This is a genomic window from Soonwooa sp., from assembly GCF_030151385.1.
Classification (GTDB): domain Bacteria; phylum Bacteroidota; class Bacteroidia; order Flavobacteriales; family Weeksellaceae; genus Soonwooa.
The window spans coordinates 22,945-44,489 of record NZ_JASLDS010000072.1; the positions used below are offsets into that span (position 1 = coordinate 22,945).

Here is a 21,545-nt window from a genome sequence, read left to right on the forward strand (position 1 = left end):
AATTGAGTTTTAAATCAGATTCAATGCTGTTCTCACAAAAATAAAACTAACCCACAATCGCAGGTTAGTTTTTTCCAATTATTTATTTTGACTTGTAAATTAAGGCGCAAGAACATTTCGACTTTGCTCAATACAATGATTTTCAATTTTAAAATGGTGAAATTTTATGGAAGATAAAACCTTTGCGCCATAAAAATATGACCTTAATTAACACAGCATCAGTTCAGGATAAAAGCTGTTCATTAAACGAGTCGTCAGTTCGAGTAAAAATCTGAAAGATTTTGTATCGAGAACTTGTTTTAAAAAGTTCTCGACACAATTTTTGCAAAATCAACTCGAACTGACGTTATTCTAATTATTGCAAAACTCAGATTAAATATTGGTCTTTGCGATAAAAACTAATTCTTTACTCAACAAATTCTTTAAAAATCACTGTCGAATTATGACCTCCAAAACCAAAAGCGTTGCTCATCGCAACTTTCACGGGTTTTTCCAAAGGTTGATTGATGACAACATTGATGTCAGTAGGGATTTCGTCATCTAATTCTTCAACATTAATCGTTGCGGGAATAATATTTTCGTTGATGCTTTTTATGGCAATAATCGCTTCAATAGCAGCGGCAGCGCCCAATAAATGCCCAGTCATGGATTTTGTGGAACTCACATGCAGTTGATGGTCATTACCAAAAACTTTCTGAACGGCATTTAATTCTGCAATATCACCAACTGGCGTAGAAGTCGCATGAAGATTGAGATAATCGACATCTTTTGGTTTCAAACCTGCTTCTTCAATCGCCAATTCCATGGATTTTGCTGCACCCAAACCTTCGGGATGTGGCGAAGTCATGTGATATGCATCCGCAGTCATCGCAGCGCCCACCAATTCGGCATAAATCTTTGCACCGCGAGCTTTTGCATGTTCGTATTCTTCCAAAATCAAAGCACCTGCACCTTCTCCCATAACGAAACCATCTCGATTTTTATCAAAAGGTCGGCTAGCCGTTTTTGGGTCGTCATTGCGCTGACTCATGGCTTTCATGGCAGAAAATCCGCCAAAAGAGGCAGGAGTAATGCCCGCTTCGGAACCACCTGTCACAAAAACTTTGGCTTTACCCAATCGAATGTAGTTGAAAGCGTCCATTATTGCAGTGTTTCCCGTTGCACAAGCCGAAACTGGCGTATAGTTGATTCCTTGCAGACCATATTTCATCGAAATCATTCCCGATGCCATATTAATCAACAATTTAGGAATAAAAAACGGATTAAAACGTGGGTTATAATCGCCATTTACGTAGTTTTCGACTTCATTTTCAAAGGTTTGCATTCCACCTTGACCAACTCCCCAAATCACACCAAAATCAAAAGGGTCGATTTTACTCAAATCAAAATTGGCATCTTCCATCGCTTGTGATGCGCTGTACAAGGCATATTGAGTGAAAAGATCGGTGCGTTTTATTTCCGCTTTATCCAAATATTTGGACGCATCAAAGTCCTGAATTTCACACGCTACTTGCGACCGAAATTTAGATGCATCAAAGCGTGAAAGCTTTTGCCCAGCGCTTTTGCCAGCTTTTATGTTCGACCAAAAACTTTCAATATCATTTCCCAAAGGGTTAATAGTCCCAAGACCAGTTACTACAACACGTTTCATTTCTGTAATGAGGTTTTAAATAAATTAGAGGTTCCGCGGGCGATCATTCTCGTATGATCGGGGTTCCAGATTTCGCATTCAGCGTGCACAAATTGCTTGCCTTTCTTGATAATTTGGGTTTCGGCTGTAATTTTGTCACCTGCTTTTGCCACCGAAAAATAATCGATGGTGTTGTTGATGGTCGTGTAAAAACTGTCTTCGCCCAAAGAAAACATCATGGTTCCGATAACATCGTCGATAATCGCAGCTGTAACGCCGCCGTGGATATTGTGCATCGGATTCAGCCATTCTGGACGAACGGTAAATTCGAACACGATTCTGCCTTCGGAAGCGTCGATAACCGTCGGTGCCAACCATTTTGTGAAAGGTGACGGTGAATTGTCGAAAACTTTGCCTTTATACGATTTTAATAATTCTATTGGTGTCATTTATTGTTAGGTTTATGGTTAAAATTCAAGATTTAATTGAATTTTAAAATTTAAATATTAATTGCAGCTTGTCCAGAAGCCAGCATATAAGCCTCTTTCACAACTTCGGAATAGGTTGGATGCGCGTACGACATCGTAAACATATCTTTGGCGGTAACTTCGTATTCCATCGCAACAACGGCAGATGCGATAAGGTCAGCCGCACGAGCACCGATGATGTGAACGCCTAAAACTTCGCCATATTTGGGATCAACCAAAACTTTAGCAAAACCATCCAAATCCATTGAAGCCCGAGCTCTGGCGCTTGCCGAAAACGGAAATTTGCCCGAGTTGTAAGCAATTCCATCACGTTTCAATTCTTCCTCGGTTGCGCCAACAGATGCCACTTCTGGCCAAGTGTACACCACGCCAGGAATGCGATTGTAATGGATATGCGGTTTCTGTCCGTTGATAGTTTCAGCAACAAAAACGCCTTCTTCTTCCGCTTTGTGTGCCAACATTGCACCGCCGATAACGTCGCCAATGGCATAAATATTAGCAGCTTCGGTTTGTAATTTTTCGTTCACTTTTATAAAATCTCTTTCTGTCAGTTTTACACTTGTATTTTCTAAACCTAAACCTTGCGTGAAAGGTCGTCTACCAACCGCCATCAACACATAATCGGCTTGTAAAGTTTGCTCGGTTCCGTTTTTATCTTTAAACCAAACTTTTGCCGAATCGCCTTGATTTTCAGCTTTATAAACCGATTGTTGCAACTGAATATCAACGCCTTCTTTTTTCAAAATTTTCTGCAAAGTTTTGCCCAACTCGTGGTCCATTGTCGCAATCAGATAATCGGCGTACTCCAAAATCGTAACTTTAGTGCCAATTCTGTTAAAAATAGAAGCCATTTCTACACCAATAACACCACCACCAATAATGATGATTTCTTTGGGTTGCTCAGTCAGCGCTAAAGCTTCGGTTGATGTGATGATGCGTTTTTTATCGATTTCAATTCCAGGAATGGAAGAGGGTTTAGAGCCTGTTGCAATGATAAATTTGTCGCTGGAAATTTGAGTTTCCGTACCAGAAGCATCCACAATTTTCACTTGATTATTATTGACAAAACTTGCTGTACCATGCAACTTGGTGATGTTATTTTTCTTCATCAAAAACTCCAAACCTTGGGTGTTTTTCAGAACAACGTCAGCTTTGCGGTCGTACATTTGTTTAAAATTCAATTGTACCTCGCCAACTTCAATTCCTTGCACTTTGAATTTGTGCAAAGCGTCCGAAAAATGGTGCGTACTATCCAGCAAAGCCTTTGAGGGAATACATCCAACGTTGGTACACGTACCGCCCAGCGTGTCATATTTTTCGATAATTGCAGTTTTGTAACCCAATTGAGCGCTGCGAATTGCCGCTACATAACCGCCAGGACCCGAACCAATTACGGTGATATCAAAATGTTCCATTGTCTTTTTGTTTTTAATTACATCATCTTTTTAGGGATGAAAATATTGTTAAATACCAAATGGTATATTTATGTTTAAAAATTTTTAAATTTTAATTTCGATTTCAATGATTTTTAAGCCACGGTCAATTGCCAAATCCATGTACTTTTTATCATCCAAAGTGCCTGACAAAAGGATGCCGCCCTCGATTAACATAATGAATTCCTTGGCATAATTATCTGCCGAAATGTCTTTTTTGAAATAACCTTGTGCCTGACCTTCTTCTATGACCTTGATAAATTTCATCTGCCAACCTTGAAACTGTCGTTGAACCGTGTTTTTAAGAAAATCTAAATGATTATCGGCTTCCGTTGCCGCATTTAACATGGGACAACCACCAGTTTTCAAGACTTGCATCAACTTTTCGCGATGATATTCCAGCATGCCAATTAACGCATCCAAAGGATTTTGGGAGGCAGAAATAACCTCGTCCAAACCACCACTGCGCTTCGAAACATTATAGCGAAGAGCCTCGATGACAACTTCCTCTTTATTCTCGAAATTACCATAAATACTGCCTTTCGTAAGTCCAGTCGCTTCGGTAATATCTGCCAAAGAGGTCGCAGCGTAACCTTTTTTGTTAAAAATAGGCGCCGTTTTTTCGATGATAAATTGTCTCGTTTTTTCTGCTTTACTCATGATTTTGTCTTAAATTTCTAAAATCCAATTGTGTTTTATAAAGATTGAATTTGATTCACCATTCGACCCAACATCGATGGGACAATCAGCTTGTGAATGGGCTTGACTGGAATAAAATAAGCTTTACCCAATAAGTTATTGAACTTCACCGAAGTCGAAATACTCAATTTCTTCTTTTCTGATTGTGTTGGTTCCATAAAAAGTGAAACACGAAAATTCAAATGTTTATCATCTTCACCCAAAACCACTTCATTTTCCGATTGATGAAAAACTTTAAACAATCCCACATTTTGACCTATTTCAGCATTGAAATTTTCCAAATCTTGCGCTTTGTCAGAAGTCGTTCCCGTGGTTTTCAATCCTAATTTTCCAACTGCATTGTCTCTAATTTTCATTAGGCTTTTCACCCAATTTGGCTCCGAAGTGAAAAATAATTTAGTAATTGTCTTGATATTAATTTCGTTTTTTTTATCAAGAAAATCGGTGCTGTAGCCGTCAATAAACTCATAGCTGCAATCCGCTTTTAAAAACGAATTAAAAGGAAGCAAGGATTTTTCTATTTTCAAATCATTTGTCATAATGCCAAAGTTTTAAATTGATACTTAAACGATTTCACAAGGCAAAGTTACAAATAATATACCAATCGGTATATTATATTTCAAAAAAAATGTCTTTAATAATTTTAAAGACAAATTTTGCAAGCTGTTAGAAATCAGCAACATTTCTTGTTTTCCTGTATTGGCGGACATTTTGCTGTGCCATAGCTGCAATAGACGCAGCAATCGCCTTGTTTTGGTTTTAAAACCGACTTGCATTTTTCGCATTCATAAAAATACTGACATGCATTTGTCGGCATTAATTCTTCTTTTTTGTGTCCGCAATTGGGACACGTAATTGTTGAATTTAATATAATTTCCATTTATTTTTCCGTTTTGTTAATCACTTTGTAGCCAGTAGAATTGATTGCTTTTTCGATTTCAGCAACTGTCGTTTTGGATTCATCAAACTCCACAATGGCACTCCCGTTTTCATACGAAGCAGTAGATTTTACGATGCCTTGCAACTGGTTCACTTCATGATTAACATGGTCACCACACGCATCGCAAGTCATTCCGCTAATTCCAAATTCCACCGTTTTAAGATTAGATTTTTCAACAACAACGACTTCCTTTTCCGTTTTGGGATAAAATATATTGGCATAAAGTGGAAAGCTGAGCATTAAAACCGCGAAAACACTGATGATTGCAAGGAAAGTTTTGGATTGTACAAATTTTGGTTTCTCCTCGGTTTCACAATTACAATCAATTTCTTTCTTAGGTTTTAATTTCTGATACCACGCAAAAGCCAGCACCAGAACGGTGATTGCAATAAAATAAGGTCTGGCAGGTTGAAGCCACGAAAAAGTAGAAGCCACACCGCTTGCACCCGCGAAAAGCGCAAGAACAGGCGTAATGCAACAAAGTGACGCAGCAAGTGCCGTTAAAAGTCCAGCGCCTAAAAGTTTATTTTCTGATTTCATATTGATTCGAGGATTTCGGATTTATCAAGAATATTGAAAATGGGTTGCAGAATTTTATCGTATTCATTGGTCAAAGAATAGAAAATAGTCTGTGCTTCTCTTTCTGTTTCGATGAGTTTACGGTCCTTTAATTTTCGTAAATGTTGTGAAATTGCAGAAACTGTCATTCCCAAAATATCGCTCAAATCGCAGACACACAAACGTTTTTCCTCATTTAATAAATAAAGGATTTTCAACCTTACATTGTTGCCTATCAACTCGAGACCTTGCGACAAATAATCAAAAGTATCATCCAGTTCCGAAACCTTTTCTTTGCAACGATTGATTTGATGAGCATCCGCTTGCTGCCTTATACACGAAATTTTTTCCATAAGGCAAATGTAGTTAATTTTATTATTTAAGCAATTGCTAAAATAATGATTTTTGAATTTGAAGTTTAAAAGAAAGAAAACTCACGAATGGATTATAAAAACTAAATTTTAAATAGATGTGAAATTCTGAAACAGATAAAAAAGAATTATTGAATTCAATGTTTATCTCGTCACCAATTCAATATTAGAATGACTTTCAATGATTTCTAAGATAATTTCAAAATAGGTTTTTCCGTATCCACTTTTCAGTTCATCAATAGAGTTTTGAACCAAATTTATATTGAAAACTTCTGGATATTGCAGTTTATTTTTGTAGAAATTCAAGGTAAAATCATAACCGAAAAGCTCTTTCATCCGTTCAAAATCTGTCCGAACGAATCGAATAGCTTCGTTGCCATTAATTTCGCCAAAACCGCCATACAACAAATCGTCCAAAGCATCCAAACTTTCGCCCAATTTCCAATCTTCATTGGGCATCAATTTGTCATTAAATTCCTTATACAAACTTGTCAAATCTTGAATTTTGAAACCGTCAATTTGGATTTCTTTTTTCATTTATCGTGAATTTTATCGCTTTGCTAACTTACAAAAATCAAACTTTTTTTAGCCTTTTTGATTTTGCTGAAAAGCATTTTTTTTCTAATTTTAAACTCCTATTTAAAACATAAATCTCATGTCAGAAAATACTTCTAATAATCAAGTCGATAGAAATCATCCTGCGTTTCGGGAAAATGCTGATGCGTTTTATAATATCGTGATGCAAGGTTTGAAAGGCGAAGTGGACGGCGAACATTTTTGGGATGCTGTGGATGAAAATGCTGTATTTGAGTTTTTGTACAATTTCCCGAATTTTCCCAATAGAATAGAAGGGAGGAAAGCCTATATGGACTGGTTTGGCGGTTACGAAACGCAACTCGATTCGGCAGATGGTTTACATGTTTATAAAGACCAAGCGCAAGGAATTGTCACTTTGGAATATGCTGTTCACGGTACGATTCCAGCAACTGGAAAGCCTTATGACAACAGGTTTTGTTCGATTGTGACTATTAAAAACAGAAAAATTGTGCATTGGCGAGATTATATGGATTCATTTGCTGTGATTATCGCGAATACAAAGGATTAAATTAATTAATACCATCTTTTATGAACATCGAAGAACTTCGCGAATATTGTTTGTCCATTCCGTTGGCGACGGAAGATATGCCTTTTAAGGATGAATATCTGATGTTTCGGATTTATGACAAATGGTTTGCGGTGATTCCATTGAATGATGCAGAATTGAAAGTTTCGCTAAAATGCGATCCCGAGGAAGCTATCGAACTTCGTGAACGTTACGAAAGTGTTGAGGCAGCTTGGCATTTCAACAAAAAATATTGGAATACGATTTTGCTAAATGGCGATATGGACGACGAAACCTTGAAAACTTGGATTAAACATTCGGTGCAAGAAGTCGTTAAAAAGTTGCCGAAAAAATTGCGAGATGAATATGCAGAATTGGGAAAAGTTTAAATCTTTAAAATAGGGGCAAAAATTTGTAAATCAAAAATAATTTGTACATTTGCAATTCATCAGATGATATGACAAAAATACTTCAAAAAAAATCACTTGCGGAACGTTTATCCGACCTTTTACGAGACGAAATCGCAGAGGGCAAGTATGAAGTTGGTCAAAAATTGCCTACCGAAACGCAGATGGAAAAGATGTACGGCGTAGGAAGATCGACGGTGAGAGAAGCGATTAAAACACTTTCTAACATTGGACTTTTGAGTGTGAGACAAGGAAGTGGAACTTTTGTAGAGAAGCAAATTGTCAGCGAGGAAAGTTTTGAGCATCGCATGCTGCGTTCCAGCATTAACGAATTGAATGAAGTTCGTGAAATTTTAGAATTAAAAATTGCCGAAAAAGCCGCATTAAAGCGAACTCCAGAAGATTTAGAAAACATAAAAAAGTACCTCGATCTTCGTGGAAAATATGCCAATGAAGGTAATTTGGACATGACCATTGAATCGGATATTCAGTTTCATTTGGCGATTGCAAAGGCTTCTTACAACGATATGTTGTTCGATATTTACAAAGCGACGTCCGAACACCTTAAAAAATGGTTTCATAGAAATCATAAAAGCACAGCACCGCTTATTGAATCGCACGGAAGACACGTTGCCCTTTACAATTGCATTAAAGATGGCGACGCTTTAAACGCTTGGAAAGCTTCTGAGTTGATCATTAGTTTGGTGTAATTTTTTTTAAACTTAAAATTCATCTGATGATAGGATGAATAAATGAATTTATATGATAACAACAGAAAAAACGACAGAAATTACTGCCAAGAAAATTGCGCATAAAACAATCTATCCCGTTTTGTTTATGATTTGTTTTTCGCATTTGCTCAACGATTTAATGCAATCGGTTATTCCATCGATTTACCCTTTAATCAAGGAGAAATACGACTTTTCTTTTACACAAATTGGGATTATTACTTTTACTTATCAAGTCACTGCATCGTTGTTGCAGCCTTGGATTGGACGATATACGGACAAAAAACCACAACCCTATTCTTTGCCTTTGGGAATGCTTTTTAGCCTGAGTGGGATTATTTTGCTGGCGTTTGCAAATAACTTTTATTTATTTCTATTTGCGGTTGCGTTGGTCGGTTTAGGTTCTTCTATTTTTCATCCGGAATCTTCTCGAGTGGCTTATATCGCATCAGGCGGACAAAAAGGTTTGGCGCAATCCATCTTTCAATTGGGTGGTTCTTTCGGAACAGCTTTGGGACCATTGCTGGCGGCGATTATCATTATTCCTTTTGGGCAAACATCGCTTGTATTTCTTTGTTTGGCGGCATTTTTAGGGATTTTTATTTTACAACGTGTAAGTAAATGGTATCAAGAACATCTCGATTTTAGGAAAAAAAGTGCTTCCAATGTTCAGCAAATTTATGCGGCTGGAATTACTAAAAAGCAGGTCATGTTTTCTATGGCTATTCTGTTTTTACTGCTGTTTTCCAAATACATTTATATGGCGTCGATGACCAATTATTTTACATTTTACCTCATCGACAAATTTCATGTTAGTGTACAGCATGCACAATATTATCTATTTGCATTTTTAGCCGCTGTTGCAGTCGGAACGATGATTGGCGGGCCAGTTGGCGATAGAATCGGAAGAAAATATGTGATTTGGTTTTCCATTTTAGGCGTTGCGCCGTTTACCTTGTTGTTACCGCATCTTAGCCTGCTTTGGACAATTGTTTTTGCCATTTTAATCGGTTTAATTCTGTCATCGGCATTTTCAGCAATCATGTTGTACGCCACGGATTTGGTTCCAGGAAAAATCGGAACAATTGCAGGGTTGTTCTATGGATTAATGTTCGGTGTGGCAGGAATTGCGTCGGCTGGATTGGGCTGGATAATGGACAGAACGAGTGTAGAATATGTGTTTTCATTCTGCGCTTATCTACCATTAATTGGGATTTTTGCAGTCTTTTTACCAAAAATTAAAAATCCAGCATCCGAACAATAGTTGTTTTCTGTGATGAATAAGCAGTTTACAAGAATATCACTCAGTTTTAACAATTAAATTTTTTAGCATGATTCCATTTACAGACATTTTATTTTTTGCACTCGCAGCGTTGGCATTAGTCATTAGTCCTGGTCCTAACATGATTTATTTAATTTCACGAAGCATTACACAAGGGAAAAAAGCAGGTTTAACCTCGTTGGCTGGCGTTATTTGCGGATTTTTGTTTCATATTGTGATGGTATCCTTTGGATTAACGGCGGTTTTGTTCGCTGTCCCTTATGCCTACATTGTTTTGAAAACTTTAGGAACGATTTATCTTCTGTATCTGGCTTACCAAGCGGTAAAACCGAATAGCAAGAATATTTTTGAAGTCGACCCAAACTTAAAAATCGATGGTCCCAAAAAATTGTTTTCAGTTGGATTTTTGACCAATGTTTTGAATCCAAAAGTGGCGGTTTTTTATTTATCATTCTTTCCGCAATTCATCAAACCAGAATATGGATCGGTGTTTACGCAAAGTTTAGAATTGGGCGTTATTCAGGTTTTTGTAAGTTTTAGCATCAATTTTATCATCGTATTAACAGCGGCAAAAGCGGCGAAATTTTTCGCAGCTAATCCAACATGGATTCGAATTCAAAAATGGTTTATGGCAAGTGTTCTTTCGTTTTTAGCAATTAAAATGGCACTTTCGGAAGCAAAATAATTTCAAAATTTTAAAAATAAAAACAGTACGGAGATTGGTTTCTGTACTGTTTTTATGGAAGAATTTATTTTTAAAATGATAAAATCAATACTTAAACTGAAAATAGTAATGTCAAATTTTACTTCGTCTTTTTCAACATCAAACAAAGGATAATTGCAATCAAAGGAGCAACAGCAAAAGAGCCGTAAAGATAAATCGAAGCTTGTGTTGTGCCGATAACTCCACCTGGATTGGTGATTCCGCCAAAGTTGGTCACAAGTCCGGCAATCGCGGCTCCAAAGGATGTTGCAATCAGTTGTACGGTTGTTACCGACGATGAGGTAAGGTCTTCCTCGCCTTTTGGCGAGAGCGAAAATACTTCTGTCAGCAAATGTGGCCAACCCATTCCGATGCCGATTCCGATGAGTAGCAGGAATGTGCATTCTATAATGAGTTTCATCGTGAATGTGTGTAAAGTCGCAATCGAAAAATAGCAAAGTCCCAGCATGCCAATCAACATTACAAATGCACCCAAAAGGATAATTTTGTTTACTCGATTTCCTTTAATTCCAGAAAATAGAATAGAAGATAATGTCCATCCAATGGCAATTAACACCGTAAGATAACCTGATTCTAAAGGTGAAAGTCCGTCTATAATTTGTGCAAAATAAGGAACATAAATTTCGATGGATGTGGCAATGGTTAGCAATGCCATAATGCTGTAAGTGGTGCCCAATTGCGAAGATATTTTATAAGCGCCAGTTGGGAGTAAACGGTTTTTGGAATTTTTCTCCGAAATAACTAAAATCAGTAACAAAAGAAATGCAACACAAATTCCGATGAGACTTCCGACTATATTTTTCTGAATACTACCAATAGAAACCGTTAAAGCCCCCAATCCCAAGAGTAAAAGTTTGAGATAAGGGATTTTGGAAACCTTTTCTTGAGTTTTAGTTTTGGGTAAAGTTTTGGAAGATAAGATGAATAAGAAAACGCAAAAAATCAATAGCACGCCAAAAGCCATTCGCCAATGCCCATGCTCAGCGAAAATTCCGCCAATAAAAGGTCCCGAAAATGCGGCCACGCCCCACATTCCAGAAATTAAAGCCATTGCTCTGGACCATAATTTTTCGGCGAAAATCAATCTAATCATCGCATAGGATAAAGCGAATAACAATCCGCCACCAAATCCCTGAATAAAGCGTCCGAGCAACAATACATACATTGTCGGCGCCAAACTGCACAACAAAACACCGATCGAAAATAATAAAATCCCGATTTGATAGGCTTTTCGAGGTCCCGATTTTCCCATTTGATTTGCCGAAATGACCGAACCAATCACCGAGGCGACGATAAAGATCGTGGTGTTCCAAGCGTAATATTCCAAACCGCCGATTTCCTTAATGATTGACGGCATTATCGTTGTTGCCAAATACACATTTGTTGCGTGTAACATCACGCCCAAAGCCAATGTTGTGGCTTTTAATCCGTTTCCGTTCGAGAAAAGATCTCTCCACGTTGTATCGTTTTTGTTCATATAAAATTGCATTAAAATAATAATGCAAAATTCGGTGGAGCCGGAGATTAGCACAATATCGAATCTTCGGTAAAAGATTCAATTTTTACGGATTATGTGATTTGGGAGGTGAATGTTGTTTGAATTGAAAAGTAAATATTTAGACGCAAGAGCAGTAACAATCAATAAACACAATGTTAGCAGAAGTTTTTTTATTTTCGCTTTATCAATATTCATTTTATGGGAAATCATGTTTCTAAGGATATTATTTTGAAATGGTTAAAAGCTTGGTCGTTATCAAGAGAATTACCACTTCCTGTTACCTATAAATCTGGATTTAAAGTTGATGTCGGATTTGAAAACCAGAAAACTCGATATGTATTTTCTAAACCGAATGACGATTTTTTCCAACTTTCAGAAGAAATTAATGAACCATATATTTTTCTAAAATTTTGTGGAGCACCGTCTGAAATCAAAGATAAAATTTCGGAAAAATGGAAAATTCAACCTCAAGGTTACATGATGTTTTGTTTTCATCCAATGAAAAATATTGAAAACAAGCTGAATGAAAATTATAGTTTATCTTTTGAAAATTATAATTCGACTTTCGTAGTTAAAATCCTTGCCAAAAATGGCGAAATTGCTTCGCAAGGAAGAGTCGTATTAGTTGACGATATCGCCGTTTACGATAGAATTATTACTAATAATAGTTATAAACGTAAAGGTCTTGCAAGTATTCTGATGAAAGAATTGGAAAAAATTGCTTTATCAAAACAAGTTTATCAAAATTTTTTGGTAGCAACAGAGGAGGGAAAACATTTATATGAATCTTTAGGTTGGAAACTTTATTCACTTTACACTTCAATTGTAATTGAAAAATAGTTGTTTTTGCGCCTTTGTGATAAAAATCACAGGACATTTCTTCATTTTACTTACTTTTTCTGTAATCGTTGGGCGAAATCATCAAATAACGTTTAAAAAATCGTGAAAAATAAGAAGCGGTTTCAAAGCCCAATTGATCGGCACATTCTTTAATGGAGCGGGTCGTATGTTTTAAAAGATATTGACTTTCCAACAAAATTCGTTCGTGGATAATCTGCAAAGCAGTATTTCCCGTTTCCTCTTTAATCACTTCGGTCAAATGTTTTGCCGAAATTCCGAGATGCGAGGCGTATTGTCCGATAGAATTCCACGATGTAAAATGCTCATCAACCAGTTTTTTAAATTCGTAGGTCAGCTGATAATTTCGGTTCATCGTTTTCTCAAATCCCAGCAAACAATACTCGCAAGCCCTGTTGTATTCGTACAAAATCTCCATGATGATTAAGCGAATAATATCTAAATGATAGGCGTATTTTGAATTTAACTCCCTTTTTATTTGAACAAACTTTTCCTTTACCGAAGTAAAACTTTCGTTGAGTTCATACATCGGCGGATATTTGGTATTTAGCAAAAGTAATTCGTCAATAATTCCCTCTTTCAGGATGATTTTCTGCAAAAATACCTTTGTAAAAAGGACTTGTTTTACTTTAAAATTATCAGAAACATTTTGAGTAGAAATGAGCACATCGAGAGGCAAAATTGTGATTGTTCCGGAAGTAATTTCAAAATGATGAAAGCCAATTTTAATCTTAGCACTTCCCTCAGAACAGATTAAAACCGTGTAATAATCGTTCTTGATGGGACTTGCCAATCTTAAGTTATCCGTTTCTTCCGAATATTTTACCATAATTCGTATCTCAATAAAGAACAAAATTAAAAAATAAATTTTCCTCAAAAAGTCATTTAAACTAAAAAGCTTGCCTAAAATTATAGACAAGCTTTACATCAAACAAATTTCATTTTAAAAGTTATAGATCTCCCGCAAACTTTCTTTTAAAGACAAAGGTTTTCTGCCCAAAAGATGTTCTAAATTGTTGGACAATAGCTGAAATACAGCATTTCGCTTGTCGGTTACAAATCCAGAAATAGCAAACAGTTCACCTTCATGAACGCCTTTTTTCCTTAAATGATTTTCGTATTCTTCAACCGTCGTTTCCGCATAAAAAGGCACTTGCTTTCCCGATAATTCAGACAAGGCATCGGCAACATCGGCGTAAGTATAATACTCAGAAGCTGTCAATTCGTATTCTTTGTTCAAATGTTTTTCGTCCAAAAGTGCATTGGCAGCAGCTTCACCCAACTCGCGTCTTAGCGCAAACGGTACTTTTCCATCCGCAGCATGAAGATAAACACCGTTTTCCAAAATATCGTTCCCCACAAAAAGAGGAATTGCATCCGCATACATGGTGTTTTTCAAAATGGTATAGGGAATTCCACTTTCCTTTGCATAGATTTCGGTTTCCAAATGCTGCTGTAGTAAAGCTTTCAGCGGAGATTTATCGATATCTTTCACCAAAAGACTGGTGTAGAGAATATGTTTTACGCCGTATTTTTTTGCAGTATCAATTACATTTTTGTTTTCGCTAAAAATTGTTCCGCTTGGCGACGGAATCAAAAGCAATTGATCGATGCCTTGCATGGCTTGTTCCAGCGAATTTATATCTTCGTAACTCCCAATTTTTACATTGATTCCTTGGTCTAAAAAGGTTTGTGCTTTATTTTCGTTTCTAACCAAAACTGTGATTTTTTTTGCATCTTTCGATTTTAGTAAATGCTTGATGGTTTGTTGTCCCAAAGCGCCTGTTGCTCCCGTTATTAATATCATTTTCTATTATTTTGATGAGAATTTTCCGAAACTTTTTCAGAATATTTGATTGCAAAATTAGAGGAGTCATTTGCGATTTATACTATTGGTTTCCAACAGGAAACTGGTGTGTTGTAGGAAACCAAATCGGAAATTTATTACCTTTATCAACGATAAATTACGCATTTTGAAAGACGAAAAAAAAGTTCTGAATCCAACCCAATGCAGCCTGAGAATGGTGGGTATGAACGACGCTATGAGCATACTTTCTGGCAAATGGAAATTTCATATTTTGTCGGCGCTTATCGTTTTTGGGAAAATGCGTTTTAGTGATTTAAAACGCGAAGTAACGGGCATTGGCGCAAAAATGTTATCGAAAGAATTGCAAGATTTGGAAATGAATCTTCTGATAACAAGAAGCGTAAAACAAACAAAACCCATCACCGTGGAATATGAAATTACGGATTTCGGTCGCACTTTGGAGCACATCATCGTGGAGCTTGCAGAATGGGGAATCGAATACCGGAATGTGTTGATTAATAAAAACGCTTCAACGGAAATTTAAACCGGATTTTAGTGGTAAGCGCAAACAAAATAATTAAAATTTCTACCACACCTTTGGATGAAAACTCGTCGAAAGTGCGATTGGATTTTGATGGTTATTCGGTTATGGAGCAATGCAGCAATACGGCGCAACATGGCAGTTTTTTTCTGGAAGAACATAGTCTTTTCTTTTTGTTGGATGGCAGTTTGAAATTAACGCATGGCAAAGACGTTTTTGAATTGAAGAAAAATGAAATGATTTTATTCAAAAAAGCGACTTTCCTAAAATTTGAAAAATCTGCCAACGGCGGTCCAACCTACGATTGCATTATTGTAAGCATTAAAGATGCTGTGCTAAAATCTTTTTTGACATCATCGGATATGAAACCAATTGCAAAGCCAGATGCAGAAGCCAATCCAGGTATTTTTCCGATGCCCGAATGTCAAATTCATTTCGCCCAATCTGTGAAAATGTATTTGTCAGGAACTTATCCCGTTCAGGAGGGACAAATCCACATCAAAATGATGGAAATGCTTTATAACATTGCTATTGGCTCGCAACCAATGTACGCACAACTGTTGCAGTTTGATCAACCTGTTCGTGTGGACATTCAGTCGGTGATTGAAGCCAATTATACCTCACCAGCTTCCCTCCAAGAACTTGCGTATCTCTCTGGTAGAAGCCTTTCGGCGTTCAAAAGAGATTTTCAAAATATCTTCAATATGCCGCCCGCACAATTAATTCGAGAAAAAAGATTGGCAAAAGCGAAGGATCTGCTGGAGACAACGGCGATGTCCATTAGGGATATTTGTTATACTGTTGGTTTCGAAAACGTTTCACATTTTTCTCGCATTTTCAAAGATTTATACGGCATTTCGCCATCTTCTTATCGCCATCATTTGTAGTTTTTGGGCGTTTTAATCCATTTGGACTTTTTAGAAAAGAAACTTGGACCGCTTGGAAAAGTAGTCGGTTAAAAGCTGCTTTACCTTTGCAGTAGAAAAATAAAGTTTAACATTAATTGAAACAAATGGAAAATAAAAACGCGAATTCCATCACGGATTACGAAGCAATTATCAACACAATGAAAACCTATACAGAAGGTTTTAGAACAGGTGATACAACGATTTTTAATGACGTTTTCACGAAAGATGCGGTGATGTATGGCTATTGGAACGGGCATTTTGTAGAAGGTTCTATCGAAAATCTACACGCCTCGGTAAAGCAGGCAGGTGCAGCGCCTAACATTATTTTGCATGTCAGTATTTTGGATAAAACAACTACGACAGCAGTTGTACGAAACGAAGTAGAAGCCAATGCAACGGGCGATAATTTCACCGAATTTCATTCATTAATCAAGGAAGGTGATGATTGGAAAATTGTCTCAAAAGTTTTTCACAAATACGATAGATAAAGATGAAAATAGAAATTTGGAGCGATGTTGTTTGTCCGTTTTGTTATATCGGAAAACGAAATTTGGAACTTGCATTGGCGCAATTTCCACAACGAGATCAATTGGAAATTACATGGAAAAGTTTTGTCTTGGATCCTCATCTTCCCGAAACTGCCGAAGACAGTTACGCCGATTATTTGGTGAAACGAAAAGGTTTGGCGTTGGAGCAGGTCAACGGAATGATTGCAGGAATTACACATACCGCGAAAAATGTTGGTTTGCATTTCGATTTTGATCGTTCGGTTTTGGTCAATTCTCAAAAAGCGCATCAACTGGTTCAGTTTGCTAAAACAAAAATGTTGGGACAGGAGGCGGAGGAAGTTTTATTTGAAGCTTTTTTTGTCAATGGACAAGACACTGCTAATACCGAAACCTTGTTACAATTAGGCGAAAAAATTGGTTTGGATAAAACGGAATTGCGTTTGGTTTTAGAAAATAAAAACTTTGCCGAAGCGATTGAAAAAGACATTAACGAAGCCCGAAAAATAGGTGTAAACGGAGTTCCGTTTTCCCTGATTAACCAAAAATATGCGATTTCTGGAGCGCAACCACCCGAAGTTTTCCTAAGTACCATAACCAAAGCATTTGAAGAATGGCAAAAGGAAAATCCTACCAATAATTTAGAAATTATTGAAGGACAATCTTGCGGATTGGATGGCAATTGCCAATAAAATGTAGATTTAATAACAAGCGAGGTTTCTCAAAAAGAGAACCTCGCTTGTTTTTTTTAAATAAACTAAAATCTTCTATAATTAATGTTATTTAATAGCCGCAATCATCATGTGTGGACTAAAGGGCAGCAAGGTTTCATCATTTTCTGTTGCCATCAATAAATCATTCAAAACACTTCTTCGTTTAGGATTTAACATGTTGGAATAATAATCTTTGTCAAGCCAAATAAAACCCTCAACCGCAAACATTTTATCAATTTTAAAATTGCATTGCAAGAATTCGTCTTTCAAAATCGTTGGTTTATGATAAAAAGCCTCCGCTAACAACCAAGGAAAATCCTCTGGAGGCGTATGAATACCTGATTTTAACTCAGATTTACACATGTCAAAAAATGTTGGTTTGTAGATCAGTCCATTTAAAAGACCTACTAAAGTGGAAGCTGTAGAATTAATGCTAAAACCCAAAATAATTCCATTTTTCTTCAAAACCCTTTTGGCTTCGTTAATGGCAAGAATGCGGTCTTCGGCATTCTGTAAATGATACAAAGGGCCGTGAAGTATGATTAAATCTGCAAAATTATTAGGAAAATCCAAATTTCTTGCTTCGCCTTTTATGACTTTGAACTTATTTTTTAATTTTTGAGACCTATTTTGGGCAATTTTTAAGTGTTTATCAACAGGTTCTACCAAGTAAACGTTGTGATTTAATTTGGACAACCATTCAGAATATTTGCCTGTACCACCACCAATATCAAGAATTGTGGAAGAATTTTTAAGATACAAGCTGATCAAATATTTTATGCGCTCAAATTCGAAAACGCCCATTCCTTTTGAAAGTCTATCTTCTTCGGACGCTTTATTATAGAAAAGTTCAATAGCAGAACTTATTAAATTATGTTTTTTCATACTAAGATTAGTGCAAAACACTGTAAGATTAATTTATGGAAATAAAAAATCGCGACTACAAAAAGTAATCGTTAAAACCTCTGAGAAACGAGGTTGTGATATGTACACTTAGTATAAGATGTTGCAAAATTAGAAAAAATATTTAAAAAGACAAATGTTATATAATTAATTGATTGTCAATAAGATAATTTTATCTTCTAAACAATTTGCTACATCTAATCTCAAACTAAATTTCAAAAAAACAAACAAAACACTTTGCATTTTCAATTTATCATCGTAATATTGCAATGTTAAATAAAAACAAATGGGCATTACCAAATCGGATATTTTTTCGGAAGAACAAAACAAACTTGCAGGCTTTTTCAAAGTTTTGGGACATCCCGCTCGTGTGGCGATTTTGCAGCATATTATCAATCAGAAAAGCTGTATTTGCAACGATTTGGTAGAAGAATTGGGCTTGGCGCAAGCAACGATTTCTCAGCATTTAAAAGAGCTGAAAAATATCGGAATTATTAAAGGTTCCATTGAAGGAAAATCTGTTTGCTATTGTATTGATGAAGAAAAATGGAAACAAATTCAACAGGATTTTGATGGATTTTTTAATCAAAATGTAGGCACTAACCAATGCTGTTAAAGGCATTTTTTTTGACTTTTAATATCGTAATATTGCAATATATAAATAATAAAATTAAATTGTATGAAACTATCAAAAATTAAAGAAATCTTACCTCAATTGAGCAATGTAGAGTTTCAATTGGAAAATGGAAATTTTGTACCCGAGCATTTTCATGTGACAGAAGTGGGCATTATCACTAAGGATTTTATCGATTGTGGTGGAAAAATCCGACATGAAAAAACGGTCAATTTTCAATTATGGAATGCCAACGATTTTGATCATCGTTTGAAACCCGCAAAATTGCTAAACATTATCCAATTGTCTGAGGAAAAACTGGGTATCGAAGATGCCGAAATCGAAGTGGAATTCCAAAGTGAAACCATCGGAAAATATGATCTGGATTTTAATGGCGAGCATTTTTTACTAAAAAATAAACAAACGGCTTGCTTGGCTGGTGATGCTTGCGGAATTCCCACTCAAAAACAAAAAGTGAATTTAGCCAATCTCAATACTACTAACTGCGCACCAAATTCTGGATGTTGCTAAACTCAAAATTATGTATAAAAATTTAACCGAAAACATTGCCAGCATTGCTTCTGTTCAAAATATAAATGAACAACGAAAGGAAATTTTACAGCCATTAATCGATTATATTCAACAGAAAATAAATCAAAAAGAAACTGTCAATATTCAATTCATTTGCACGCACAATTCGCGAAGAAGTCATCTGGCTCAGGTTTGGGCACAAGTTTTTGCAGCGCATTTTCAAATTCCAAAAGTAAATTGCTTTTCGGGTGGAACCGAAACGACGGCGCTTTTTCAAAAAATCGTTGAAATGCTGACTGAACAAGGTTTTTCCATCACAAAAATTTCAAAAGACGAAAATCCCGTTTATGCCATAAAATTTGACGACAACGCATTGCCGATTATCGGCTTTTCGAAGCGATACGACCATGTTTTTAATCCCGCTTCCAACTTTGCGGCGGTGATGACCTGCTCCGAAGCCGACGGCGGTTGTCCATTTATCGCAGGTGCCGAAAAAAGAATTCCGATTACCTACGAAGATCCAAAGATTGCCGACAATACCTCGTCTCAGACAGAATTATACGCAAAACGCAGTTTGGAAATCGCTGCCGAAATGTTTTATGTTTTCTCAAAAATCAATCTCCACTAAATGCAACCAAAACTAAAATACCTCGATCGTTACCTTAGTTTATGGATTTTTCTGGCGATGGCAATTGGCGTTGGTTTGGGTCATTTTTTTCCAAATATCTCGAACGCGATTAGCCAAGTTTCGGTTGGATCTACCAATATTCCGTTGGCGCTGGGATTGCTTTTGATGATGTTTCCACCGCTCGCAAAAGTCGATTATTCGCTGCTTCCAAAGGCATTTTCAGACAAAAAATCAATGATGATTTCCTTGGTTTTAAACTGGATTGTTGGAACGGTTCTGATGTTTGGATTGACGATTTTGTTTTTCAGAAATCAACCCGATTATATGTCGGGATTAATCTTAATCGGCTTGGCAAGGTGCATCGCAATGGTTATCGTGTGGAACGATTTGGCAAAAGGAAACCGCGAATACGCCGCAATGTTGGTCGCCCTCAACAGCATTTTTCAGATTTTGTTTTACAGTTTTTTGGTTTGGCTTTTCATCAATGTTTTGCCAGCAAAACTCGGATTGGCAGAATTCAACATCAATGTCTCTGCAAAAGACGTCAGCCAAAGCGTTTTCTTGTATTTGGGCATTCCGTTTCTTGCAGGTTTTCTCAGCCGATATTTTTTGGTAAAAACGAAAGGTCTGACGTGGTATAATCGGAAATTCATACCCAAAATTTCGCCGCTATCGCTTTATGCGCTTTTGTTTACCATCATTTTGATGTTCAGTTTAAAAGGCGATAAAATCATCGAATTACCGATGGATGTGCTTCGGATTTCGGTGCCGCTCATCACTTATTTTGTCCTCATGTTTTTCGTCAGTTTCTTTATCAATAAGGCTTTGAAAGTTCCGTACGACAAAAATGTGTCGATAGCATTCACCGCAACGGGCAACAATTTCGAGTTGGCAATTGCGGTGGCTATTTCCACTTTCGGGATCCATTCTTCACAAGCATTTGTCGGCGTTATCGGCCCTTTGGTGGAAGTTCCCGTCCTTATTTTGTTGGTTAAAGCAAGTCTGTGGCTAAAGGAAAAATACTATAAAACTTAAATTCTTTGCGCAACTTAATTTCCAAGATTATTTCTTTTCCAAAGTTGATCAATTTTGTAAGTAAGTGCCACTTTACAGGTTGGCCATTCGTTTTCAATAATAGAGAAAACAACGGTATCCCGAACCAAGCCATTCGCCGAAATCATGTTGTTTCTAAGCACGCCATCTTGCTTTGCGCCCAATCTTGCAATCGCATTTCGGGATGGAAAATTGTACCAATTAGTGCGAAATTCCACGGCAATCGCCTTTAAAACCTCAAAAGCATGTGTCAAAAGCAAAAATTTGCATTCGGTGTTGACGTAGGTTTTTTGGTAAGATTTTGCGTACCAAGTGTGGCCAATTTCCAATTTTCGATATTCGGGAACGCCGTTCATATAGCGGGTTGTGCCGATAATTTTGTTCGCTTTTTTGTCAATCACCACAAAAGGCAAACCTTTGTCGGCATTATATTCTTCCAACGCAGCGTTGATGTACTTTTCAACCGTTTCTTCCGTCGGAACCGTCGTAAACCAAAGCTCCGATAAATCGCCATCTTTGCTGGCTTCCACCAAATCGTTTTTATCTTCGATAGTGAGGGGACGAAGTAAGACATTTTCAGTTTCGAGGACCATTTTGTTGAACCATTTTTCCATTGCTAAATTT

At 36.8% G+C, this 21,545-nt stretch carries 28 protein-coding genes; 14 read left to right on the forward strand and 14 right to left on the reverse strand.

Annotation, left to right across the window (positions count from 1 at the left end):
* Positions 1 to 406: 406 nt before the first annotated feature.
* From fabF to Q1V95_RS13870, 9 genes are all read right to left on the reverse strand, one after another.
* Positions 407 to 1,651 carry a beta-ketoacyl-ACP synthase II gene (gene fabF, locus Q1V95_RS13830; RefSeq protein WP_300675127.1) on the reverse strand — a complete coding sequence of 415 codons (1,245 nt, stop codon included), beginning with the start codon at positions 1,649 to 1,651 and terminating at the stop codon, positions 407 to 409.
* A complete protein-coding gene (locus tag Q1V95_RS13835; protein ID WP_300675129.1) occupies positions 1,648 to 2,079 on the reverse strand; it encodes a PaaI family thioesterase in 432 nt (143 codons plus the stop codon). The genes fabF and Q1V95_RS13835 overlap by 4 nt, the downstream gene beginning before the upstream one ends.
* A 50-nt stretch (positions 2,080 to 2,129) precedes the next feature.
* Complete coding sequence (gene lpdA, locus Q1V95_RS13840) at positions 2,130 to 3,533, reverse strand: dihydrolipoyl dehydrogenase (RefSeq protein WP_300675131.1); 1,404 nt, start codon at positions 3,531 to 3,533, stop codon at positions 2,130 to 2,132.
* Positions 3,534 to 3,617: 84 nt separating this feature from the next.
* Complete coding sequence (locus Q1V95_RS13845; protein WP_300675133.1) at positions 3,618 to 4,211, reverse strand: TetR/AcrR family transcriptional regulator; 594 nt, start codon at positions 4,209 to 4,211, stop codon at positions 3,618 to 3,620.
* Between the two features lie 35 nt (positions 4,212 to 4,246).
* Positions 4,247 to 4,789 (reverse strand): DUF2867 domain-containing protein, encoded by a 543-nt coding sequence (locus Q1V95_RS13850; protein WP_300675135.1) that lies wholly within the window; start codon positions 4,787 to 4,789, stop codon positions 4,247 to 4,249.
* 134 nt (positions 4,790 to 4,923) lie between these two features.
* Positions 4,924 to 5,130 carry a GDCCVxC domain-containing (seleno)protein gene (locus Q1V95_RS13855; protein ID WP_300675137.1) on the reverse strand — a complete coding sequence of 69 codons (207 nt, stop codon included), beginning with the start codon at positions 5,128 to 5,130 and terminating at the stop codon, positions 4,924 to 4,926.
* Entirely contained in the window at positions 5,131 to 5,730 is a 600-nt protein-coding gene (gene merTP / locus Q1V95_RS13860) for a mercuric transport protein MerTP (protein WP_300675139.1), read from the reverse strand.
* Positions 5,727 to 6,101 (reverse strand): metalloregulator ArsR/SmtB family transcription factor, encoded by a 375-nt coding sequence (locus Q1V95_RS13865; protein ID WP_300675141.1) that lies wholly within the window; start codon positions 6,099 to 6,101, stop codon positions 5,727 to 5,729. Before Q1V95_RS13865 ends, merTP begins: the two co-directional genes overlap by 4 nt.
* A 162-nt stretch (positions 6,102 to 6,263) precedes the next feature.
* Positions 6,264 to 6,656 carry a ribonuclease inhibitor gene (locus Q1V95_RS13870; protein WP_300675143.1) on the reverse strand — a complete coding sequence of 131 codons (393 nt, stop codon included), beginning with the start codon at positions 6,654 to 6,656 and terminating at the stop codon, positions 6,264 to 6,266.
* A 118-nt stretch (positions 6,657 to 6,774) separates the two neighbouring features.
* On the opposite strand from Q1V95_RS13870, the gene Q1V95_RS13875 reads away from it, so the two are divergent.
* The 5 genes from Q1V95_RS13875 (at position 6,775) to Q1V95_RS13895 (ending at position 10,323) form a co-directional block, all read left to right on the forward strand.
* Complete coding sequence (locus Q1V95_RS13875; protein WP_300675144.1) at positions 6,775 to 7,224, forward strand: nuclear transport factor 2 family protein; 450 nt, start codon at positions 6,775 to 6,777, stop codon at positions 7,222 to 7,224.
* Between the two features lie 20 nt (positions 7,225 to 7,244).
* Entirely contained in the window at positions 7,245 to 7,610 is a 366-nt protein-coding gene (locus Q1V95_RS13880) for an MmcQ/YjbR family DNA-binding protein (protein ID WP_300675146.1), read from the forward strand.
* Between the two features lie 68 nt (positions 7,611 to 7,678).
* On the forward strand, positions 7,679 to 8,338 hold the full coding sequence (locus Q1V95_RS13885) for a FadR/GntR family transcriptional regulator (RefSeq protein ID WP_300675148.1): 660 nt from the start codon (positions 7,679 to 7,681) through the stop codon (positions 8,336 to 8,338).
* A gap of 52 nt (positions 8,339 to 8,390) precedes the next feature.
* Entirely contained in the window at positions 8,391 to 9,620 is a 1,230-nt protein-coding gene (locus tag Q1V95_RS13890; protein ID WP_300675150.1) for an MFS transporter, read from the forward strand.
* Positions 9,621 to 9,687: 67 nt separating this feature from the next.
* Positions 9,688 to 10,323: a LysE family translocator gene (locus tag Q1V95_RS13895; RefSeq protein WP_300675152.1), complete on the forward strand. Its 636-nt coding sequence runs from the start codon at positions 9,688 to 9,690 to the stop codon at positions 10,321 to 10,323.
* Between the two features lie 118 nt (positions 10,324 to 10,441).
* Here Q1V95_RS13895 and Q1V95_RS13900 read toward each other — a convergent pair whose 3' ends face one another.
* Positions 10,442 to 11,839: an MFS transporter gene (locus Q1V95_RS13900; RefSeq protein WP_300675154.1), complete on the reverse strand. Its 1,398-nt coding sequence runs from the start codon at positions 11,837 to 11,839 to the stop codon at positions 10,442 to 10,444.
* A 219-nt stretch (positions 11,840 to 12,058) separates the two neighbouring features.
* Here Q1V95_RS13900 and Q1V95_RS13905 point away from each other — a divergent pair, with 219 nt between their 5' ends.
* Positions 12,059 to 12,700: a GNAT family N-acetyltransferase gene (locus Q1V95_RS13905; protein WP_300675155.1), complete on the forward strand. Its 642-nt coding sequence runs from the start codon at positions 12,059 to 12,061 to the stop codon at positions 12,698 to 12,700.
* Positions 12,701 to 12,746: 46 nt separating this feature from the next.
* Here Q1V95_RS13905 and Q1V95_RS13910 read toward each other — a convergent pair whose 3' ends face one another.
* A complete protein-coding gene (locus tag Q1V95_RS13910; protein WP_300675157.1) occupies positions 12,747 to 13,547 on the reverse strand; it encodes a helix-turn-helix domain-containing protein in 801 nt (266 codons plus the stop codon).
* A gap of 114 nt (positions 13,548 to 13,661) precedes the next feature.
* Positions 13,662 to 14,525: an SDR family oxidoreductase gene (locus tag Q1V95_RS13915; RefSeq protein ID WP_300675159.1), complete on the reverse strand. Its 864-nt coding sequence runs from the start codon at positions 14,523 to 14,525 to the stop codon at positions 13,662 to 13,664.
* Positions 14,526 to 14,691: 166 nt separating this feature from the next.
* Between Q1V95_RS13915 and Q1V95_RS13920 the strand changes: the two genes are divergently transcribed.
* The 4 genes from Q1V95_RS13920 to Q1V95_RS13935 all read left to right on the forward strand — a co-directional run bounded on the left by Q1V95_RS13920 (position 14,692) and on the right by Q1V95_RS13935 (position 17,172).
* Complete coding sequence (locus Q1V95_RS13920) at positions 14,692 to 15,069, forward strand: helix-turn-helix domain-containing protein (protein WP_347881100.1); 378 nt, start codon at positions 14,692 to 14,694, stop codon at positions 15,067 to 15,069.
* A gap of 11 nt (positions 15,070 to 15,080) precedes the next feature.
* On the forward strand, positions 15,081 to 15,953 hold the full coding sequence (locus Q1V95_RS13925; protein ID WP_300675161.1) for an AraC family transcriptional regulator: 873 nt from the start codon (positions 15,081 to 15,083) through the stop codon (positions 15,951 to 15,953).
* 125 nt (positions 15,954 to 16,078) lie between these two features.
* Positions 16,079 to 16,462, forward strand: coding sequence for a nuclear transport factor 2 family protein (locus tag Q1V95_RS13930; RefSeq protein WP_300675163.1), 384 nt, complete (start codon positions 16,079 to 16,081; stop codon positions 16,460 to 16,462).
* A 2-nt stretch (positions 16,463 to 16,464) separates the two neighbouring features.
* On the forward strand, positions 16,465 to 17,172 hold the full coding sequence (locus Q1V95_RS13935; RefSeq protein WP_300675165.1) for a DsbA family oxidoreductase: 708 nt from the start codon (positions 16,465 to 16,467) through the stop codon (positions 17,170 to 17,172).
* Between the two features lie 87 nt (positions 17,173 to 17,259).
* Here Q1V95_RS13935 and Q1V95_RS13940 read toward each other — a convergent pair whose 3' ends face one another.
* Positions 17,260 to 18,078 carry a class I SAM-dependent methyltransferase gene (locus tag Q1V95_RS13940; protein ID WP_300675167.1) on the reverse strand — a complete coding sequence of 273 codons (819 nt, stop codon included), beginning with the start codon at positions 18,076 to 18,078 and terminating at the stop codon, positions 17,260 to 17,262.
* 304 nt (positions 18,079 to 18,382) lie between these two features.
* Between Q1V95_RS13940 and Q1V95_RS13945 the strand changes: the two genes are divergently transcribed.
* From Q1V95_RS13945 to arsB, 4 genes are all read left to right on the forward strand, one after another.
* On the forward strand, positions 18,383 to 18,712 hold the full coding sequence (locus Q1V95_RS13945; RefSeq protein WP_300675169.1) for a metalloregulator ArsR/SmtB family transcription factor: 330 nt from the start codon (positions 18,383 to 18,385) through the stop codon (positions 18,710 to 18,712).
* A gap of 63 nt (positions 18,713 to 18,775) precedes the next feature.
* Positions 18,776 to 19,240, forward strand: coding sequence for a DUF6428 family protein (locus Q1V95_RS13950; RefSeq protein WP_300675170.1), 465 nt, complete (start codon positions 18,776 to 18,778; stop codon positions 19,238 to 19,240).
* A gap of 10 nt (positions 19,241 to 19,250) precedes the next feature.
* Positions 19,251 to 19,868, forward strand: a complete 618-nt coding sequence (locus tag Q1V95_RS13955; RefSeq protein WP_300675172.1) for a protein-tyrosine-phosphatase — start codon at positions 19,251 to 19,253, stop codon at positions 19,866 to 19,868.
* On the forward strand, positions 19,869 to 20,903 hold the full coding sequence (gene arsB / locus Q1V95_RS13960) for an ACR3 family arsenite efflux transporter (protein ID WP_300675174.1): 1,035 nt from the start codon (positions 19,869 to 19,871) through the stop codon (positions 20,901 to 20,903).
* 14 nt (positions 20,904 to 20,917) lie between these two features.
* On the opposite strand, the gene Q1V95_RS13965 is transcribed toward arsB, so the two are convergent.
* Positions 20,918 to 21,535 (reverse strand): GNAT family protein, encoded by a 618-nt coding sequence (locus tag Q1V95_RS13965; protein ID WP_300675176.1) that lies wholly within the window; start codon positions 21,533 to 21,535, stop codon positions 20,918 to 20,920.
* Between the last annotated feature and the right edge of the window lie 10 nt (positions 21,536 to 21,545).

Excerpts from the sequence above, each read along its gene's own strand:
- arsB (WP_300675174.1), top strand. The coding sequence starts at position 19,869 with ATGCAACCAAAACTAAAATACCTCGATCGTTACCTTAGTTTATGGATT.
- Q1V95_RS13905 (WP_300675155.1), top strand. The coding sequence starts at position 12,059 with ATGGGAAATCATGTTTCTAAGGATATTATTTTGAAATGGTTAAAAGCT.
- Q1V95_RS13845 (WP_300675133.1), bottom strand. The coding sequence starts at position 4,211 with ATGAGTAAAGCAGAAAAAACGAGACAATTTATCATCGAAAAAACGGCG.
- Q1V95_RS13865 (WP_300675141.1), bottom strand. The coding sequence starts at position 6,101 with ATGGAAAAAATTTCGTGTATAAGGCAGCAAGCGGATGCTCATCAAATC.
- fabF (WP_300675127.1), bottom strand. The coding sequence starts at position 1,651 with ATGAAACGTGTTGTAGTAACTGGTCTTGGGACTATTAACCCTTTGGGA.
- Q1V95_RS13855 (WP_300675137.1), bottom strand. The coding sequence starts at position 5,130 with ATGGAAATTATATTAAATTCAACAATTACGTGTCCCAATTGCGGACAC.
- Q1V95_RS13885 (WP_300675148.1), top strand. The coding sequence starts at position 7,679 with ATGACAAAAATACTTCAAAAAAAATCACTTGCGGAACGTTTATCCGAC.
- Q1V95_RS13895 (WP_300675152.1), top strand. The coding sequence starts at position 9,688 with ATGATTCCATTTACAGACATTTTATTTTTTGCACTCGCAGCGTTGGCA.
- Q1V95_RS13850 (WP_300675135.1), bottom strand. The coding sequence starts at position 4,789 with ATGACAAATGATTTGAAAATAGAAAAATCCTTGCTTCCTTTTAATTCG.
- Q1V95_RS13910 (WP_300675157.1), bottom strand. The coding sequence starts at position 13,547 with ATGGTAAAATATTCGGAAGAAACGGATAACTTAAGATTGGCAAGTCCC.
- Q1V95_RS13965 (WP_300675176.1), bottom strand. The coding sequence starts at position 21,535 with ATGGAAAAATGGTTCAACAAAATGGTCCTCGAAACTGAAAATGTCTTA.
- Q1V95_RS13950 (WP_300675170.1), top strand. The coding sequence starts at position 18,776 with ATGAAACTATCAAAAATTAAAGAAATCTTACCTCAATTGAGCAATGTA.
- Q1V95_RS13930 (WP_300675163.1), top strand. The coding sequence starts at position 16,079 with ATGGAAAATAAAAACGCGAATTCCATCACGGATTACGAAGCAATTATC.
- Q1V95_RS13890 (WP_300675150.1), top strand. The coding sequence starts at position 8,391 with ATGATAACAACAGAAAAAACGACAGAAATTACTGCCAAGAAAATTGCG.
- Q1V95_RS13835 (WP_300675129.1), bottom strand. The coding sequence starts at position 2,079 with ATGACACCAATAGAATTATTAAAATCGTATAAAGGCAAAGTTTTCGAC.
- merTP (WP_300675139.1), bottom strand. The coding sequence starts at position 5,730 with ATGAAATCAGAAAATAAACTTTTAGGCGCTGGACTTTTAACGGCACTT.
- Q1V95_RS13940 (WP_300675167.1), bottom strand. The coding sequence starts at position 18,078 with ATGAAAAAACATAATTTAATAAGTTCTGCTATTGAACTTTTCTATAAT.
- lpdA (WP_300675131.1), bottom strand. The coding sequence starts at position 3,533 with ATGGAACATTTTGATATCACCGTAATTGGTTCGGGTCCTGGCGGTTAT.
- Q1V95_RS13945 (WP_300675169.1), top strand. The coding sequence starts at position 18,383 with ATGGGCATTACCAAATCGGATATTTTTTCGGAAGAACAAAACAAACTT.
- Q1V95_RS13935 (WP_300675165.1), top strand. The coding sequence starts at position 16,465 with ATGAAAATAGAAATTTGGAGCGATGTTGTTTGTCCGTTTTGTTATATC.
- Q1V95_RS13875 (WP_300675144.1), top strand. The coding sequence starts at position 6,775 with ATGTCAGAAAATACTTCTAATAATCAAGTCGATAGAAATCATCCTGCG.
- Q1V95_RS13955 (WP_300675172.1), top strand. The coding sequence starts at position 19,251 with ATGTATAAAAATTTAACCGAAAACATTGCCAGCATTGCTTCTGTTCAA.
- Q1V95_RS13900 (WP_300675154.1), bottom strand. The coding sequence starts at position 11,839 with ATGAACAAAAACGATACAACGTGGAGAGATCTTTTCTCGAACGGAAAC.
- Q1V95_RS13870 (WP_300675143.1), bottom strand. The coding sequence starts at position 6,656 with ATGAAAAAAGAAATCCAAATTGACGGTTTCAAAATTCAAGATTTGACA.
- Q1V95_RS13915 (WP_300675159.1), bottom strand. The coding sequence starts at position 14,525 with ATGATATTAATAACGGGAGCAACAGGCGCTTTGGGACAACAAACCATC.
- Q1V95_RS13880 (WP_300675146.1), top strand. The coding sequence starts at position 7,245 with ATGAACATCGAAGAACTTCGCGAATATTGTTTGTCCATTCCGTTGGCG.